Annotated in this window: 12 protein-coding genes; 5 read left to right on the top strand and 7 right to left on the bottom strand. The window is 64.0% G+C overall.

Annotated elements, in window-relative coordinates:
- Positions 1 to 27: 27 nt before the first annotated feature.
- Positions 28 to 1,728 (bottom strand): glycosyltransferase family 2 protein, encoded by a 1,701-nt coding sequence (locus GM415_RS00760; protein ID WP_158945815.1) that lies wholly within the window; start codon positions 1,726 to 1,728, stop codon positions 28 to 30.
- 82 nt (positions 1,729 to 1,810) lie between these two features.
- On the opposite strand from GM415_RS00760, the gene GM415_RS00755 reads away from it, so the two are divergent.
- Positions 1,811 to 3,421 (top strand): glycosyltransferase family 2 protein, encoded by a 1,611-nt coding sequence (locus tag GM415_RS00755; protein WP_158945813.1) that lies wholly within the window; start codon positions 1,811 to 1,813, stop codon positions 3,419 to 3,421.
- Between the two features lie 148 nt (positions 3,422 to 3,569).
- Complete coding sequence (locus GM415_RS00750; protein WP_158945811.1) at positions 3,570 to 4,118, top strand: hypothetical protein; 549 nt, start codon at positions 3,570 to 3,572, stop codon at positions 4,116 to 4,118.
- A gap of 83 nt (positions 4,119 to 4,201) precedes the next feature.
- On the opposite strand, the gene GM415_RS00745 is transcribed toward GM415_RS00750, so the two are convergent.
- The 5 genes from GM415_RS00745 to GM415_RS00725 all read right to left on the bottom strand — a co-directional run bounded on the left by GM415_RS00745 (position 4,202) and on the right by GM415_RS00725 (position 10,003).
- The gene (locus GM415_RS00745; protein ID WP_158945809.1) at positions 4,202 to 5,095 is read right to left on the bottom strand and encodes a hypothetical protein; all 894 of its coding nucleotides are present in this window, start codon (positions 5,093 to 5,095) and stop codon (positions 4,202 to 4,204) included.
- A gap of 90 nt (positions 5,096 to 5,185) precedes the next feature.
- Positions 5,186 to 6,763 carry a sigma-54-dependent Fis family transcriptional regulator gene (locus tag GM415_RS00740; RefSeq protein WP_158945807.1) on the bottom strand — a complete coding sequence of 526 codons (1,578 nt, stop codon included), beginning with the start codon at positions 6,761 to 6,763 and terminating at the stop codon, positions 5,186 to 5,188.
- Between the two features lie 114 nt (positions 6,764 to 6,877).
- Positions 6,878 to 7,474 carry an indolepyruvate oxidoreductase subunit beta gene (locus GM415_RS00735; RefSeq protein WP_158945805.1) on the bottom strand — a complete coding sequence of 199 codons (597 nt, stop codon included), beginning with the start codon at positions 7,472 to 7,474 and terminating at the stop codon, positions 6,878 to 6,880.
- Between the two features lies 1 nt (position 7,475).
- Positions 7,476 to 9,311 carry an indolepyruvate ferredoxin oxidoreductase subunit alpha gene (gene iorA / locus GM415_RS00730; protein ID WP_158945803.1) on the bottom strand — a complete coding sequence of 612 codons (1,836 nt, stop codon included), beginning with the start codon at positions 9,309 to 9,311 and terminating at the stop codon, positions 7,476 to 7,478.
- 35 nt (positions 9,312 to 9,346) lie between these two features.
- Positions 9,347 to 10,003: a YfgM family protein gene (locus tag GM415_RS00725; RefSeq protein WP_158945801.1), complete on the bottom strand. Its 657-nt coding sequence runs from the start codon at positions 10,001 to 10,003 to the stop codon at positions 9,347 to 9,349.
- A 334-nt stretch (positions 10,004 to 10,337) separates the two neighbouring features.
- Here GM415_RS00725 and GM415_RS00720 point away from each other — a divergent pair, with 334 nt between their 5' ends.
- Together GM415_RS00720 and GM415_RS00715 are read left to right on the top strand one after the other, a co-directional pair.
- Entirely contained in the window at positions 10,338 to 11,597 is a 1,260-nt protein-coding gene (locus GM415_RS00720) for a glutamate-5-semialdehyde dehydrogenase (RefSeq protein ID WP_158945799.1), read from the top strand.
- Positions 11,598 to 11,780: 183 nt separating this feature from the next.
- A complete protein-coding gene (locus tag GM415_RS00715) occupies positions 11,781 to 13,121 on the top strand; it encodes a dihydrolipoyl dehydrogenase family protein (protein ID WP_158945797.1) in 1,341 nt (446 codons plus the stop codon).
- A 78-nt stretch (positions 13,122 to 13,199) separates the two neighbouring features.
- On the opposite strand, the gene GM415_RS00710 is transcribed toward GM415_RS00715, so the two are convergent.
- Positions 13,200 to 13,673 carry a hypothetical protein gene (locus GM415_RS00710; RefSeq protein WP_158945795.1) on the bottom strand — a complete coding sequence of 158 codons (474 nt, stop codon included), beginning with the start codon at positions 13,671 to 13,673 and terminating at the stop codon, positions 13,200 to 13,202.
- Positions 13,674 to 13,867: 194 nt separating this feature from the next.
- On the opposite strand from GM415_RS00710, the gene GM415_RS00705 reads away from it, so the two are divergent.
- Positions 13,868 to 15,154, top strand: a complete 1,287-nt coding sequence (locus GM415_RS00705) for a DUF401 family protein (RefSeq protein WP_158945793.1) — start codon at positions 13,868 to 13,870, stop codon at positions 15,152 to 15,154.
- Positions 15,155 to 15,185: the final 31 nt, after the last annotated feature.

The raw sequence follows: 15,185 nt of genomic DNA, 5'->3' as shown, positions 1-15,185 counted from the left end.
CCTCGCAGGGGATGGGTTCCGGGGAAATTATGCCCCAAGCCCCAGACGGTCAACCAGAAACCCGTGCTTCTCCCTGAGATCCTGCCAGAGGAGCCGCTTGTTCTGCTCGCCCAGGCGGATGAGCTCTTCGTCCGAATACTTGGTGTCGAGCTTGAACTTGTTGCCCATGACATGCCCGATTTGCTTTGTCGTCTGCGATTTGGCCAGGCTGGAGTGCTGGATGTGGCGAACGGCCAGGCCGCCTGCGTACAGGGCGGGCATTCCGGCCAGGGCCGAGCGCAGGTCGCGATCCAGGTCGTCGAACTGGGACGGGGTGTAGCGCAGGTCGAAGCCGCCGACCTTTTCCACGGCCCGCAGGTTGACCAGGTGGCAGCAGCCCGAAACGGACAGGCAGGTGCGGGTGTAGGTGAACATCCCGTCGTCCGTGGTCCCGGCGCAGTTGTCGAAGACCGGCACCCGGTTGGGCAGGTGTCCGGGTTCGGTGGCGGGCGGAGGGCCGGGGATGAGGTTGTAGTCGGCGGACTGCAATCCGTAGGGCGGCGCGGCAGCGGTGATCCGGCAGCCGACAGCCCCTGCGTCCTCCCGTGTGGCCGCTGCCCCGAGCAGATGGAGCAGCCAGTCTTCGGGCAGGATCACGTCGTCGTCGAGGAAGGCGGCCCATTTGGACTCTCTTACGCCGGGCAGGGCAAGGAGCCAGTTGCGCGCGGCGGGCGCGCCCACGTTGACCGGCAGGGTTTCCACGTGCAGCCGCTCCCCGCCGAATCTCTCCAGGGCCTGATCAAGCACCTCGGGGGTACGGTCGGTGGAGCCGTTGTCCAGAGCGTAAATTCGGGCGCCGCCGATGCGGCTCTGGGCCAGGCTGTCCAGGGTCCGCTCCAGCAGGTCCGCCTTGTTCCAGGAATAGAGAAGCACGGCGGCGTCTTCGGCATGGGTCTCGTCGGCGAGAGATACGGGCTGGAAGAGGCTGTGCAGCTTGAGGGTCAGGTTGACGTGCCAGGGAATGGCCTTCCACAGGTTGGCGAACACGCCCTTGGCCTGGCCGGTCCGACCCATGCGCAGGAGCAGCTCCCCGGCGGCATAGGCCCGCCACAGTCCCCAAAGGTTCGGATCAAGGCGCTCCACGTAGGGCAGGGCGTCCTCGGGCGGCAGGCAGTGAAAGGCCCAGTCAGCCTCCATGCGCGGGCCGAGCTCCGGCAGGGTGGTCTCCCACGGGATCGTGTCCAGAGCCGCCCTGGGGATGGCGGGCTTGCCGTAAAAAAGCAGGTCCTGCCAGCAGTAGTCGAGCCAGGCGAGGATCTTGGTCCCATCTTCCAGGAGTTGCTTCAGTTGCAGGAGGATCAGGGCCGGGTTTTCCTGCCGCAGCAGGTCATGAAGCGAGGTCATGGCCCGGGCGTCTTCCTTGTGCACGGGGTCGGGCCGGTCCAGCTTGGCCAGCTTGGCGGCGATGCGGTGCAGGGACGGAACCGAGGATTTGGCCGCGCCTGTCTCCATCACGCCGAAGGCGGTGTCCGGGGCCAGGGGGTGGGCCTGGAAAGCCCACAGGGCCGCACTGGTGGCCACATTCCGGCATTCCGGGGTGGCCTTGGCCAGGGTGAGCAAACCCCGGCGCACGGCAGTCAGGGTTCCGGGCAGCCCCATGCCGAGTTGCCATCCGTTGAAGCGTTCTTCGAATACGGGCAGGATGCCGGGGCACGGGGCCAGGGTATGGGGAAAGTCGAAGCGGTCCATGACTGGTTTTACTAGCAGAAAAAACGGACCTCCGAAAGTGGGCTTTGTTGACTTTCGCGCCCATGCCGCATAGGTGGAGAACATGCTCCGCTCCTGCGACCTCGCCAGCCTGCCGCACGATCTCCGCCGTCATCTGCTGCTCGGCTTCACCGGAAGGCCCCATCTGCACGCTTCGGCCGGAGTGGCCCTGCGCCACAGCCACCGTCCGGGAGACGACGCCTCGGTCATGGCGGCGGACATGCTCCTTGCGGCCTGGGGCGAAAATCCCTTCGACGGCTATTGCGTCTCGGCGTTGGCCGGGAGCGCGGAAAAGCTGCCTCCGTCGCCCGCCGAACTGCTGCCGGTCATGCGGGCCGTGCTGCTTCACTGGCGTCCCGAGATCACGCCCGAGGCCAGGACCGCCATGGGTGGCGCGCCGGAGGAGCAATTGGCCTTCCTGCGAAAACGCCTTGCGGAAACCCCGGACAGCCTGTTCTGGTGGCATCACCTTTACGAATTTTCCCGCATCACCGGGGACTGGGGCGTGTTGGCTTCGGCCCTGACCCGGAGTGCGCCCCCGGACGAGCTGGTCCCGCTCTTCGTCTACGCGAGGGCCAACGCGTTGCTGGCGTCGGGCGACGCCGTGGCCGCTGCCGCCATGTACATTCAGTGTCTGGATGTCCTGCCCCTGCCTGTGATCGAGGAGCGGCTAGCCTCGGCCTGGTTCCGCTCCGGGAGCGAGGACCGGGCGCGCGCCCTGCTCGCCAAGTGCGCGGCGGACCGCCCGTGGAATGTCTCCCTGCGCCTGCGCCTGCGCGACCTCAAGCTGGGTGGCCCTTCACGGACTACCATGCCGGAGGGCCGGATCATGGTGCTGGCCTACAGTTGGAACAAGGCGGACGACCTGGCGGCCACCCTCGACTCCCTTTACGAGTCCGACCTGGGCGAGAGCGTGGCGGTGCGCGTCCTGGACAACGGTTCCACCGACCACACCCCCGAGGTCCTCGCCCGGTTCGCGGATCGTTTCGGGCGGGAACGGGTGGAAACCATTGTCCTGCCGGTAAATGCGGGTGCGCCTGCCGCCCGGAACTGGCTCATGAACCTGCCCGAGGTGTGCGAGGCGGAGTATGCCGCCTACATCGACGATGATATTTTTCTGCCCCGAGACTGGCTGGGGCGGTTGGGCGAGGCCGCAAAGCGCTATCCCGACGCCGTGGTCTGGGGCTGCAAAGTGGTGGATCACTCCGGTCCGGCCCGGGTGCAGTGTGGCGAACACAATCTGACGCCTGACGCCGAAGAGCGAAAGGAAACGCTTATGTCCACCCTGATGCTGCAGGACGGAGACTTCGGCCAGGCCGACTACATCCGGCCCTGCGCGTCAGTGACCGGGTGTGTTCATCTGTTTCGGGCAGAGCGGCTTCTGGCCGGCGGCGGGTTCGACCTGCGTTTTTCCCCCACCCAGTACGACGACCTTGAGCGGGACCTGCGCATGGTCCTGGGCGGAGGGTACGCTGTCTACACCGGGCATCTGGCCATTCCGCACAAGCGCCGTTCCGGTGGGATGAGCGAGGCCGGGCGGCCCGAGTCCGCCAATGCCTCGGCCAACCTGTACAAGCTCATGGCCAAATATTCGCCCGCCGAGTTCGAGGCCATGGCCGCGCACATGGACCGGGTCCTGTTTGAGGACCTGGAGCCTGGCAAGGCGGCGGAATGAAGCTGGGCGCAAACTTATAACGAGAAAAAGCTGGTTTTTTGGGAAAAAGTATTGCAATGGCATTGCTCCGCTCACGGGGGACGTGCATACTGAGGCACCAGATCACCGCGAACGGCAAATTTCACGATACATCATTCAAGGAGAAAGCATGTCCAACGAGTCCTACACCTTGTTCAGCGGCGGCGCCCAGGGCGCGGAGAACCAGTTCGGCAAGCTGGCCGAGTACTACGGCCTCGGCGAGGTCAACTACACCTTCGAGGGTCACAAGATCGAGCGCACCCGCGGCGTCAGGGTTCTTACCAACGAAGAACTGGTCCGCAAGGACGTCAGCCTGACCTACGTCTCCAAGTTGCTCAACCGCCGGTTCACCAACGCCGAGAAAATGCGCAAGGTCCTTCAGACCATCATGCATCAGGTGGAGTCAGGTGATCAAATCTTTGTCGTCGGCTCCATTCAAGAGGACGGAACCGTCAAGGGCGGCACCGGTTGGGGTGCCGAATTCGCCAAGATTTGCAACAAGGACCTTTACGTCTTCGGCCAGGTCAAGAACGGCTGGTTCAAGTGGGAACACGGCGAGTGGGCCTCTGTCGAGGCTCCGGTGATCACCTCCACGCACTTCACGGGCACCGGCACCCGCTTCCTCGAGGACAACGGCAAGCAGGCGCTCGAAGAACTCTTTGCCCGCTCCTTCAAATAGGGCGGAGAACACAGCAAAAAACTGGCGGCCGGGTCATCCCGGCCGCTTTTTTTTTCAATGCACGAAAATTCGGAGAGTCCGGCTCAGGCGAGGACGGACTTGGCGCGTTCCCAGAAGTCGCGGGGGCCGGCAGGCAGGGTCGGGAGCACGGCGTCCAGGGTCTGCGAGAAACGCAGGGCCTGGGTCTCCACGCCCGTGGACTCCATCTCTGCCAGGTCCGACAACGCCGCCTTCTGCCCGATGCGATTGTGGGCCATTTCCAGCTCGTGGGAGCGCTGCGCTCCGCCCTTGATGGCGGCCAGCATTTCGATGAGCACCGGTTGGAGTGGCTCCAGTTCGAGGGAGGTGTGTAACTGGGCCGCCGCCTCGCCGCGTTCCCCCTTTTCAAAGGCCATCTGAGCCCGCAGGTTGTGGGTCAGGAAGCAGATGACCCCTTCGTCCAGCAGCATCTCGGCCAGCAGCGGCTTGCCAGCCAGGTAGGCTCCCCAGGCCATGATAGGCCCGGCCAGCAGGCCCGAGTGGGAGGATGTGATGATCTGCACACCCTGTTCGAAAGCCTCGCTCTCTCCTGCCTGGCGCAGGTGGAGCAGGGCGTGGAAGCGGTGCAGGTTGGAGGGCTGGTTGTGCATGTATTCCAGAAAGGCTCCGGCAGAGGCGCGCTGCCTGTCGGGCATGGTCAGCCGTGCGGGGATGGGCTCCTTGTCCGTGAGGCGGAGGGCCACCTCCACCCAGCCGGAGAAGAATGGATGGGGGATGCGGCTGTCCACCTCCTTGGCCAGCCGGAGCTTTTCCCGGTCAAAGGGCGCGAGAGTGGCGGCCTGACGTGTCAGGGCGGCCCCGAGCAGGGCGAACCCGTCGGTCAGGGGCTCCACTTCCAACAGCTTGCTGGCCACGGCCATGGCATGGTCGGGAGCGAGGTATCCCCGGTCGAGGAGAAGAGTGACTATGCGCCGAATGCGCCAGGCGGCATCGTTCATGCTTCAAGGTTACCAGAAATGGCGGCGCAAAGGGAAGCCCCCCGGTCCCTTGCAGGGGGCCGGGGGGCTTTTTTTCCAGTGAAATCAAGATTAACTCTCGAGCTTTTTTTTCTTTTTCTTGCTCTGGGAGTACTTTTTCACATCGATATTGTACTTTTTGACCTTGTAGTTGACGATCCGGTAGGACACGCGCAGGTCCCTCGCCGACTGGAGCATGTTGCCGCCGGTCTTCTTCAGGGAGTCCACCAGCAGCTCCTGCTCGAACTTGGCCACGGCCTCGCCGAAGGAGAGGTTGGTGCCGGTGGCCGAGCTCTCGGCGGACTGGAGGGTGGGCGGCAGGTGGTAGGTGCGGATGACCGCCTCCTCGCACAGCAGCACCGCGCGTTCCATGCAGTTCTTCAGTTCGCGGACGTTGCCGGGCCAGTGGTACATGACCAGCAGCTCGATGGCCGGGGTGGAGATGCGCTTCACCTCCTTGCCGTACTCGTCGCAGAACTCGTTGAGGAAGTATTCCGCCAGGGGCAGGATGTCCTCGCGCCGCTCCTTGAGGGGCGGGATGAAGATGGGAAAGACGTTGATGCGGTAGTAGAGGTCCTCGCGGAACTTGCCCTTTTCCAGCAGCTCCTCCAGGGGCTGGTGGGTGGCGCAGATGAGTCGGACGTCCACGGTGATGGACTGCTCGCTGCCCACGCGCTGGATCTCCTTCTCCTGGATGGCGCGCAGGACCTTGGCCTGGGCGTCCATGGAGAGTTCGCCGATCTCGTCCAGGAACAGGGTGCCCTGGTCCGCCACTTCGAACAGGCCGCGTTTGGTCTGGAACGCACCGGTGAACGCGCCCTTCTGGTGGCCGAAGAGCTCGGATTCGATCAGTTCGGAGGGCAGGGCCGCGCAGTTGAGCTTGATCAGCGGCTTGTCGGAGCGAGGGCTGGAGGAGTGAATGGCCTCGGCCAGCAGCTCCTTGCCGGTGCCGGATTCGCCGCGCAGCAGCGCGGTGGCCCGGCTGGGCGCCACCTGGCGGGACTGGCGCAGGACCAGGCGCATGGCCTTGGAGGCCGCCACGAAGTCCTTGGGCGGAGCCGCGTCCGCTCCCCCGGCCATGAGTCCCTGGGTGAGCAGGTGGTTCTGGGTGGCCATCTCTTCCTGCAACTGCGCCACGTGGCCCGCGATGATGCCCGCGACCACTTCCAGGAACTGGCAGTGGGCGGCCATGTCGTCGGCCGGGATGAGCGGCACGTCCACGGAGAGCGCGCCGATGACCTCTTCCTCCTCGGCCCGGCGGTTGATGACCGGGACGCAGATGAAGCCGAGCTTCCGAAGCTCCTCCTCGCTCCTGCCGAAGGCCTTGTTCAGGAATTCGGGGTCATCGGACATGCGGGTCACGGTGATGGCCTCGCCCGAATCGAAGACGCGGCCGATGATGCCGCGGCCCGGGGAGTAGGTGACGTCCTCGGCCTGGGCCGGGGAGTAGGTCAGGGAGAGCTTCAGGTTTTCGGTCTTGGGGTCCATGATGACCATGAACGCCCGGACGTACTCCATGTCCTGGGCCAGGATTTTCAGGAGCGCGTTCAAAGACTCCTCAAGCGGCGTGTCCCGCTTCAGTGTTTCCTGAACCTTGATCAGCGTGTTCAGGTAGCTGAGATCCGAAGAGTCTTGTTGTGTATGAGCCATGATGTTTCTCTTTCGCGACCATTCGGGCCGCAGGGTTGTTCAATAAGAGCCAGGTACGGAGCGCGGGCTGGATTCGCCTCTGCCGCTGACGAGATGGTGCTTAGTGGACAGCCTCTAGGCCTCCAGGGCCTTGACGCCCAGTTCCAGGGCCTTGAGGTTCACCGCCTGAATCTTTTCCGGCAGGTTGGCCTTGATGGTCTCTGCCAGGGCCTCGGGGCCGAAGGGCAGCTCGCCCGCGGCGCAAAGGGCGGCCAGCATGGCGATGTTGCCCGCCTGGACCGCGCCCGCTTTCAGGCCGATGGACTGGCTGGCCATGAAGTAGACCTTGTCCGTGCAGGCGGAAACCGCCTTCCTGATATCGTCGATGGTCGGGCACTCCTGCTGGCCCATGGCCACGGACAGGGGCGGCAGGAACTCCGTGGAGGAGAGCACCAGCCCGCCGGGCTTGAGATAGGGCAGGGCGCGCATGGTCTCCATGGGCTCGAAGCCCACCAGGATGTCGGCCTCGCCCGTGCCGATCTTGGGTGACGCGCACCCGATCAGGACGGTGGACTCGACCACGCCGCCGCGCTGGGCCATGCCGTGGATTTCGCCGGACGTCACCGGCAGCCCCTGGCTGAGCGCGGTCTTGGCCAGCAGGGTGGTGGCGGTCAGGGTACCCTGGCCGCCCACGCCGGTCATGAAGATGCGGACTTTCTTGGTATCACTCATCTTAACTGCCCCTCTTCTTCGCTTTGATGTGTCCGCAGACCTGCAGGCAGAGCATGCAGCCGTTGCACAGGATCGGATTGACCGCGGCCTTGCCCCCTTCCTTGTACATGGCGGGGCAGGCCAGGTGGTCCAGACATTCGAACCGGCCGTTGCAGGTGTCGGCCACGTAGGCCACCTGCGGCGAGACCTTCTTGTAGACGCGGCGAGCGTAGAGCGGGCACGGCTCCTTGGCGATGAGCACGCGTACGCCCTTCATCTCCTTGAGCTCCTCGAACGCGGCAACGGTCTTCTTCTGGTTGAAGGGATTGACGTTGCGGATTTCGGTGACGCCCAGGCCGCGAACCGCGGATTCGATGTCCAGCGGGTGGTCGTTTTCGCCGATGACAGTCTTGTCCACGCCGGGGTGCGGCTGGTGGCCGGTCATGGCCGTGGTCCTGTTGTCGAGGACCACCACGAGCACGTCATGGCTGTTGAAGACCGCGTTGGCGATGCCGGTCAGGCCCGAGTGGAAGAAGGTGGAGTCGCCGATGAACGCGACCACGGGCTTGTCGTTGACCTTGGAGGCGCCGCCGCCGGCCGAGATGGAGGACCCCATACAGATGAGGAAGTCCGCCGTCTTGAGCGGGGGCAGGAGGCCCAGGGTGTAGCAGCCGATGTCGGAGGAATAGAGGGCGTCGTCGCCGAAGACCTTGCGCGCGGCGTAGTAGGTGCCGCGATGCGGACAGCCCGCGCAGAGGTTCGGCGGACGAGTGGGCAGCTCGGGCATCTCGCAGTCGCAGGCCGGGAGGACTTCCTCGCCGACCAGCTCGCGGATGGCGTTTTCGACCATGGTTACGTTGAATTCGCCGTAGCGCGGCAGGGTGTCCTTGCCGAGAATTTCGATTTCCACGCCGTTCTTCTGGGCCAGGACCCGGAGTTCGTTTTCCACGACCGGCTCCAGCTCCTCGACCACCAGCACCTTTGACGCGGACTTGAGGAAGTCGAGGCAGAGGCGTTCGGGCAGGGGGTTGGAGAAACCGAGATTGAGGACCGAGACCTTGGCGGCCAGTCCGGCGTTGTCCAGGGCGTCGGCCACGTAGGCGCGGGAGATGCCGGAGCAGACGATGCCGAGATCGCCCTGGCCGCTTACGGTGTTGTAAGGCGACTGTTCGGCTTCCTCGCGCAGGGCCTCCATGCGTTCCATGAGCGCCAGGTGCATGGGCCGGGCAAAGGCCGGGATGGGCACGAACTTGGAGGGGTTGCGCTTGAAGCCTTCGGGCTTGCCGGGATCGGGGGCCGGACCGAATTCAACCGGGCCGCGCAGGTGGTTGACGCGGGTCGTGGTGCGGAGCAGCAGCGGAGCGCCGTGCTTTTTTGACAGGAGCAGGCCGTCGCGGGCCATGTTCTTGGCCTCCTGGGCCGAGGCGGGCTCCAGCACGGGCATGCCGGCCAAGCGGGCGTAAATGCGGTTGTCCTGTTCGTTCTGGCTGGAGTGGCAGCCGGGGTCGTCTGCGGAAAGAAGGATCAGCCCGCCGGGAGCGCCCACGTAGCAGAGGGTGAGCAGCGGGTCGGCCGCCACGTTCACGCCTACGTGCTTCATGGTGCACAGGGTCATGGCCCCGGAGACGGTGGCTCCTGAGGCGACCTCCATGGCGACCTTTTCGTTGACGGAATATTCGAAGTAGTACTTGCCTTCGGGGGAGAGCCGGTAGAACGTGTCCGGGACCTCCGAGGAGGGCGTGCCGGGATAACAGGTGACCACCTGGATTCCCGCCTCCACTGCGCCACGGACGATGGCTTCGTTGCCCAGCAGGAGGTGGATTTCGCCGGGAGTGTCGGCCAATAGGGGATTTGCCATGTTTCGATCTCCGTTATGGGTGCGCCAAAGCGCGGTTATTTCGCTTCCAGTTGGGCGATCTTGTAGTCGATGAACGGCTTGTCCGGAATATTCTGCTGCTCGGCCACCTTGCGGTAGGCAGCCAGGGCGGTGGCGTTGTCGCCCGCCTGCTCGGCCGCGACGGCCAGCTGGCGGTTGACGGCCAGGGTCATGGCCGGGTTGGCGGAGGCGGCGAGGTCCTTGAGGATGACCACGGCTTCGGCGGGCTTGCCTGCCAGGGACAGGGCCTTGGCCTTGCCCAGCCGGGCCACGTAACGGAGCTCGTCGTCGGTGTCGCCGGTGATCTGGTTCCAGTAGTCAGCAGCCTTGTCGTACTGGCCGTTGGTCATGTTGGCCCGGGCCAGTTCGAGGAGGATGGCGGGCTTGGCCCCGGACGGGGCGCTGGCCAGCAGGGCTTCGAGCTTGGTGATCTTTTCCTCGCCTGCGGTCTTGATGAGGATCTTGCCCAGTTCGGCCTGGGTATCGGTCAGGGCGCGCTGGTTGTAGGCGGTGATGCCGGAGTAGATGGCTGCGATCGCGACGATGGCGGTCACGGCGATGACGAGTTGCTTCTGGTGCTTGAACGCGGCTTCGAGAATGGGGTGGAGCTGCTCGGGAACGTGGGATTCGACCTGCTCCAGGGCGCTCTGTCCGTCGGTATTGTTTTCAGCCATGGGTTTTACAGTCCTCCATAAGGTGTATATACGGGCCGTGGGCCGGTAAACCGGGGTCCTACGGCGCAAAGCGGTTGATAAGCAAAATTGTAAAAAAGGTCAAAGCCTATTTTGTCGGCGAACCGCGGTTTCGACAAAACAGGATGTTTTACATAGGGTATATTTAAGGGAAATGACAAAAAGCGTAAACGGGCTGGACTGAGCCTTCGGAAAGGTGAAGTTTATGCGTTTTATCCCGGTTTGACTTTTTGCCCCGCCACGGTTTAGCACATTGTTTTCGTGAAAAATGAATTTTATTCGGCTGACGAACCGCCGGTATTTTCAAGGAGCAAGCATGGATATTCGTGAACAGATGATCGAGATGGGCAAGTCGGCCAAGGCGGCTGCCCGCGAGCTGGCCAAGGCATCCGGCAAGGCCAAGCAGGACGCCCTGCTCATCCTGGCCGGGCTGCTGGAGAGCGAGCAGGACGCCATCGCCGAGGCCAACAAGCTGGACCTGGACGCGGCGGCGGAGCGCGGCCTGGACAAGGCCCGCGTGCAGCGGCTGACCATCAGCGAGAAGGTCCTCGCCTCCATGATCCAGGGCTGCCGCGAGGTGGCGGCCATGGCCGACCCGGTCGGCGAGATCGAGTCCATGATCAAGCGGCCCAACGGCATGCTGGTCGGGCGCATGCGCGTGCCCCTCGGCGTGGTGGCCATGATTTACGAATCCCGCCCCAATGCCACGGTTGACGCGGGCATCCTCTGCCTCAAGGCGGGCAACGCGGTCATCCTGCGCGGCGGCTCCGAAGCCTTTCACTCCAACAAGTGCCTGGCCGGGCTCATGCACCGCGCCCTGAAAGAGGCCGGACTGCCCGAGGCGGCGGTCCAGGTGCCGCCCACCACGGCCCGCGAGGCCGTGGCCGAGATGCTCAAGCTGGCCGACTACATCGACGTGGTCATCCCGCGCGGCGGCGAAGGGCTGATCCGCGCCGTTACCGAGCAGGCCACCATGCCCGTGCTCAAGCACTACAAGGGCGTCTGCCACCTCTACGCCGACGACTCCTGCGATCTGGACAAGGCCCTGCCCATCGTGGAGAACGCCAAGATGCAGTACCCCAGCGGATGCAATGCCCTGGAATGTCTGCTGGTCCACAAGGACGTGGCCGAAGCGCTGCTGCCCAAGGTGGCCGGACTGCTCGGTCCCAAGGGCGTCAAGTTCAAGGCGTGCGAGCGTTCCCTGCCACTGATGGGCGAATTCGCCGAGCCTGCCGTGGACGCAGACTGGGGCTACGAGTTTCTGGACCTGGTCCTGGCCGTCAGGGTGGTCGACTCCCTGGACGAGGCCATGGATTTCATCGACGCGCATGGCTCCAATCACACCGAGTCCATCCTCAGCGAGAACTACGAGCACTGCATGCGCTTCATCCGCGAGGTGGACGCCTCCCTGGTGGTGGCCAACGCCACGACCCGTTTCAACGATGGCGGCCAGCTCGGCCTGGGCGCGGAGATCGGCATCTCCACCTCCAAGCTGCACGCCTACGGCCCCATGGGCATCAAGGAGCTGACCAGCGCCAAGTTCGTCCTCCTCGGCGAGGGGCAGATTCGGGAATAGCCACGCTTTCGGCAACCACATCGAATTCAGGAGCCGCCTTTGGGCGGCTCTTTTTTTTGGGGCAGGTTTAAGCAGCTGCATCGCGAGGTTTTGTTCTTGCGGCGTGTGGCAGCACATTTTTGCCTTTTCCTTTCTTTTTCCTGTAGGGTGAGGCCTGAATCAGAAAAAGGGAGCCAGCAAGTAATGTACACGCATGATGTAATCGTTTTGGGCGGCGGCCCCGCCGGGGGCGGGGTGGCCGCGATCCTCGCCAGGGCCGGAAAGAACGTGGCCATGACCGAATCCGTGGCCTACGGCGGGGTGTGCCCGTTGCGGGGCTGCAACCCCAAGAAGGTGCTCCTGAGTGGGGCCGAGGCCGTACACATGGCCAAGGGACTCGCCGGGAAGGGCGTGCGGGGGGCGCTCGCCGTGGATTGGGCCGAGCTCATGGAATTCAAGCGATCATTTTCCGATCCCGTTCCCGAGAGCGCCCGCAAGGCCTATGCGGACATGGGCATCGACGTGCGTCTGGGTGAGGCCTCCTTTACCGGTCCGGAGACGGTTTCGGTCAACGGTGAGACGCTCTCCGCGCCGCATATCTGCATCTGCGTTGGGCAGACGCCCAATACGCTGGACGCGCCGGGCTGCGAGGATCTTCCGGTCAGCGACGATTTTCTGGAGCTGGAGGCGCTCCCTCGCCGGGTCGTCTTTATCGGCGGCGGTTTCATCGCCTTCGAGTTCGCGCACGTTGCCAGGCAGGCCGGGGCCGAGGTGGTTCTGCTCAATCGGTCGGACCGCGTCCTGCGCAAGTTCGATCCCGTCCTGGCCGACGAGCTGGTGAAGGCTTCGGTCGCGGACGGCATCGACGTTCGCATGGAGCACCCCATCCACAGGGTGGAGAAGACGGGAAAAGGTTACGTGGTCCACTGCGGCGAGGGAGGCGGGGACCGCGTCGAGGCGGACATGGTCTTCAATTGCACCGGGCGTCGTCCTGCCCTGGATGGTCTGGAACTGGAGGCGGCGGGTGTGGAGTTCTCCCGACACGGCGTCACCGTGGACGAGGGTATGCGCTCCGTGTCCAACCCGTCCGTGTTCGCCCTTGGCGACGTGGCTGATCAGGGGGCCGCCCTGACTCCTGTGGCTACCATCCAGAGCCAGGTGGCGGCGGCCAATATCCTTGAGCCGGGATCGGCCACGGTCAACTATTCCGGTGTCCCCAACGTCTGCTATACGGTGCCGCCCTTGGCGGGGGTGGGCCTGCTGGAGACGGAGGCCGCAGCCCTGGGGCTGGATTTCGAGGTCAAGGAGACCAACCTGGCCGACTCCTTCCCCTGGCAGCGGCTCGGTGAAAAGGCTGGCCGTGCGCGGGTGCTGGTCAGCGAAAAGGAGGACCGCATCCTGGGGGCGCATCTGCTGGGCCACAACTGTGAGGAGGTCGTCAACCTCTTTGCCCTGATCATCCGGCAGGAAATCCCGCTCTCCAAGGTCCGGGACACGGTCTGGGCCTATCCCACCTGCGGATATTACCTCAAATACATGGTCTGACGCAGGACGCATTCAAACAGAAAACAGAAGGCCCGCCTCATGGGAGGCGGGCCTTCTTTGTCTCGTGAAAAAACGGGATCAGCAGTTGCCGGAGACTTCGTCCTTGTTGGTCTGGGCGGCGATCTTGGCCATCTGGGCGCGGAGGTAGTTGGCGGCGAGGTCGCCCAGGTCGTTGTTGCCGGACGCGGCCAGGCCGTGTTCCTTGAGGTCCTCGTCGATCTGCTTTTCCATACGCTCGGATTCCAGGAACATGATGTAGGCCAGGACCAGGGCGGCATTGTTGTCGTCGCTGCCGTCGCAGAGCAGTTCCAGGTTCTGGGAGGGCACGGTCTCCAGCAGCCGGTCGATGAACATGGTGATCCACTTCTCGTAGAGGTCATGCATGATCGGCGGGATCAGGCTGGCCACCTGGTCGCTCGCGTTGCCTGCGGTGCCGGTCACGGCCATGAATTCCTTGAGCGCTTCCTCGCGTCTGCCCTCGTCCTGCTTCTCGATCTTGCGGATGATGACGGTGAAAATGTGGACGCGGATTTCTTTTGGGGCCATGGACATGGTTGTCGCTCTCCAGGGATTGGTTATGATTGGTCCTTATCGGGCGCAAACACTGTAGACCAATGTCTCTTCGGGTTCAAGGGCAGAGGGCGCATTCCAGGCTGGGCTTTCGGGAATGAGCCGAAGATTTCCCGTTTTCTTTCAAAACGAAAGGGCGTAAACCAGCTATTGCAATACCACCCGGAGATACCCCAATGGAATCCCTACTCTTTAAACTCGCTCCCTTTTTGAAGGTCCTCGGTGCCTTTGTCCTCATGCTCGTAGGCATTCGGCTGAAAGCGGGCATCGCCCTGTCCATCCTGGCCGGAGGGCTGGTCATGGCCCTTTTGTTCGGCCTCGGGCCCATCCAGTGGGCCAAGGTCGGCGCGCTGGCCCTGACCCAGGAGAAGTTCCTGTTCCTGACTGCCATCGTCGGCCTGATTCTGATCCTCTCCGACGCCATGGAGCGCTCCGGGCAGTCCCGGCGGCTCATGGACGCTCTCTCGGGTTACCTGACCAGCCCCCGGCTGCGTCTGGTCTTTTTCCCGGCGCTCATCGGCATGCTGCCCATGCCCGGCGGAGCTGTCTTCTCCGCGCCCATGGTCAAGACCGTGTCCGAGGACATGCGGGTCACCAACGGCGACCGGGCTCTGGTCAACTACTGGTTCCGCCACGTCTGGGAGGTCTGCTGGCCCCTCTATCCCGGCATCATCCTGACCGTGGCCCTGGCCGACATCCCCATCGTCGATCTCATCTCCAAGACCTGGCCCGGCACCCTGGCCATGATCGCCATCGGCTGGTTCTTCTTCCTCCGTCCCAGCGTGCTGGGTAGGGGCGAACTGATGAGCGCCCCGGTGCCCCTGTCCGGGAAGAAGCGGACGGCCATGAAGGAGGGGCTGCCGCTGCTCATCGCCATCATAGGCGCCATCGGCCTTGAGGCTGGCATCTCCGCCTTCCTGCCGGGCATGGATTTCGAGTGGGGCGTCATCGCGGCCCTGGCGGGCGGCGTGGCCTGCGTCATGCTCCAGAACACCCAGCTCGGCCTCGCCTTTCTGCGAGACGTGCTCACGCGCAAGTCGGTCTGGTCCATGCTCTTCGTCGTCATGGCCATATTCGTTTTCAAGGACGTCATGCAGGCCGCTGGCGTGGTGCAGGAGATGTCCCGCACAGCGGGCGGCGGCGCAGCCCTGTTCGCGGCGGCGATATTCCTGCCGTTTTTGGTTGGCATGGTCGCGGGCATCAACGTGGCCTTTGTGGGCGCGACCTTTCCGTTGCTCCTCGGCCTGCTGGACACCCTGGGCATGCAGTCCCAGACCATCGCCTACCTGATCCTGGCCACCTTCGCCGGGTTCACCGGGGTCATGGTTTCGCCCATCCACATCTGTTTCATCCTCACCTGCCAGTATTTCGAGTGTGATCTGGGCCGCACGTGGCGCAAGCTCGTCCTGCCGTGCTCGGCCTTCCTGCTTTTCGGAGTGGGGCTTTTCTGGTTCTGGCTCTAGGTAATGTCCGGCGGTCTTGATGCCGGGGCGG

It is taken from the genome of Pseudodesulfovibrio cashew (genome assembly GCF_009762795.1).
GTDB lineage: Bacteria > Desulfobacterota > Desulfovibrionia > Desulfovibrionales > Desulfovibrionaceae > Pseudodesulfovibrio > Pseudodesulfovibrio cashew.
This window is presented reverse-complemented; position numbering and strand designations above follow the sequence as displayed.

What these genes read in the sequence shown, in the direction of transcription:
- GM415_RS00760 (WP_158945815.1), bottom strand. Translation starts at nt 1,728, where the DNA reads ATGGACCGCTTCGACTTTCCCCATACCCTGGCCCCGTGCCCCGGCATC.
- GM415_RS00755 (WP_158945813.1), top strand. Translation starts at nt 1,811, where the DNA reads ATGCTCCGCTCCTGCGACCTCGCCAGCCTGCCGCACGATCTCCGCCGT.
- GM415_RS00750 (WP_158945811.1), top strand. Translation starts at nt 3,570, where the DNA reads ATGTCCAACGAGTCCTACACCTTGTTCAGCGGCGGCGCCCAGGGCGCG.
- GM415_RS00745 (WP_158945809.1), bottom strand. Translation starts at nt 5,095, where the DNA reads ATGAACGATGCCGCCTGGCGCATTCGGCGCATAGTCACTCTTCTCCTC.
- GM415_RS00740 (WP_158945807.1), bottom strand. Translation starts at nt 6,763, where the DNA reads ATGGCTCATACACAACAAGACTCTTCGGATCTCAGCTACCTGAACACG.
- GM415_RS00735 (WP_158945805.1), bottom strand. Translation starts at nt 7,474, where the DNA reads ATGAGTGATACCAAGAAAGTCCGCATCTTCATGACCGGCGTGGGCGGC.
- iorA (WP_158945803.1), bottom strand. Translation starts at nt 9,311, where the DNA reads ATGGCAAATCCCCTATTGGCCGACACTCCCGGCGAAATCCACCTCCTG.
- GM415_RS00725 (WP_158945801.1), bottom strand. Translation starts at nt 10,003, where the DNA reads ATGGCTGAAAACAATACCGACGGACAGAGCGCCCTGGAGCAGGTCGAA.
- GM415_RS00720 (WP_158945799.1), top strand. Translation starts at nt 10,338, where the DNA reads ATGGATATTCGTGAACAGATGATCGAGATGGGCAAGTCGGCCAAGGCG.
- GM415_RS00715 (WP_158945797.1), top strand. Translation starts at nt 11,781, where the DNA reads ATGTACACGCATGATGTAATCGTTTTGGGCGGCGGCCCCGCCGGGGGC.
- GM415_RS00710 (WP_158945795.1), bottom strand. Translation starts at nt 13,673, where the DNA reads ATGTCCATGGCCCCAAAAGAAATCCGCGTCCACATTTTCACCGTCATC.
- GM415_RS00705 (WP_158945793.1), top strand. Translation starts at nt 13,868, where the DNA reads ATGGAATCCCTACTCTTTAAACTCGCTCCCTTTTTGAAGGTCCTCGGT.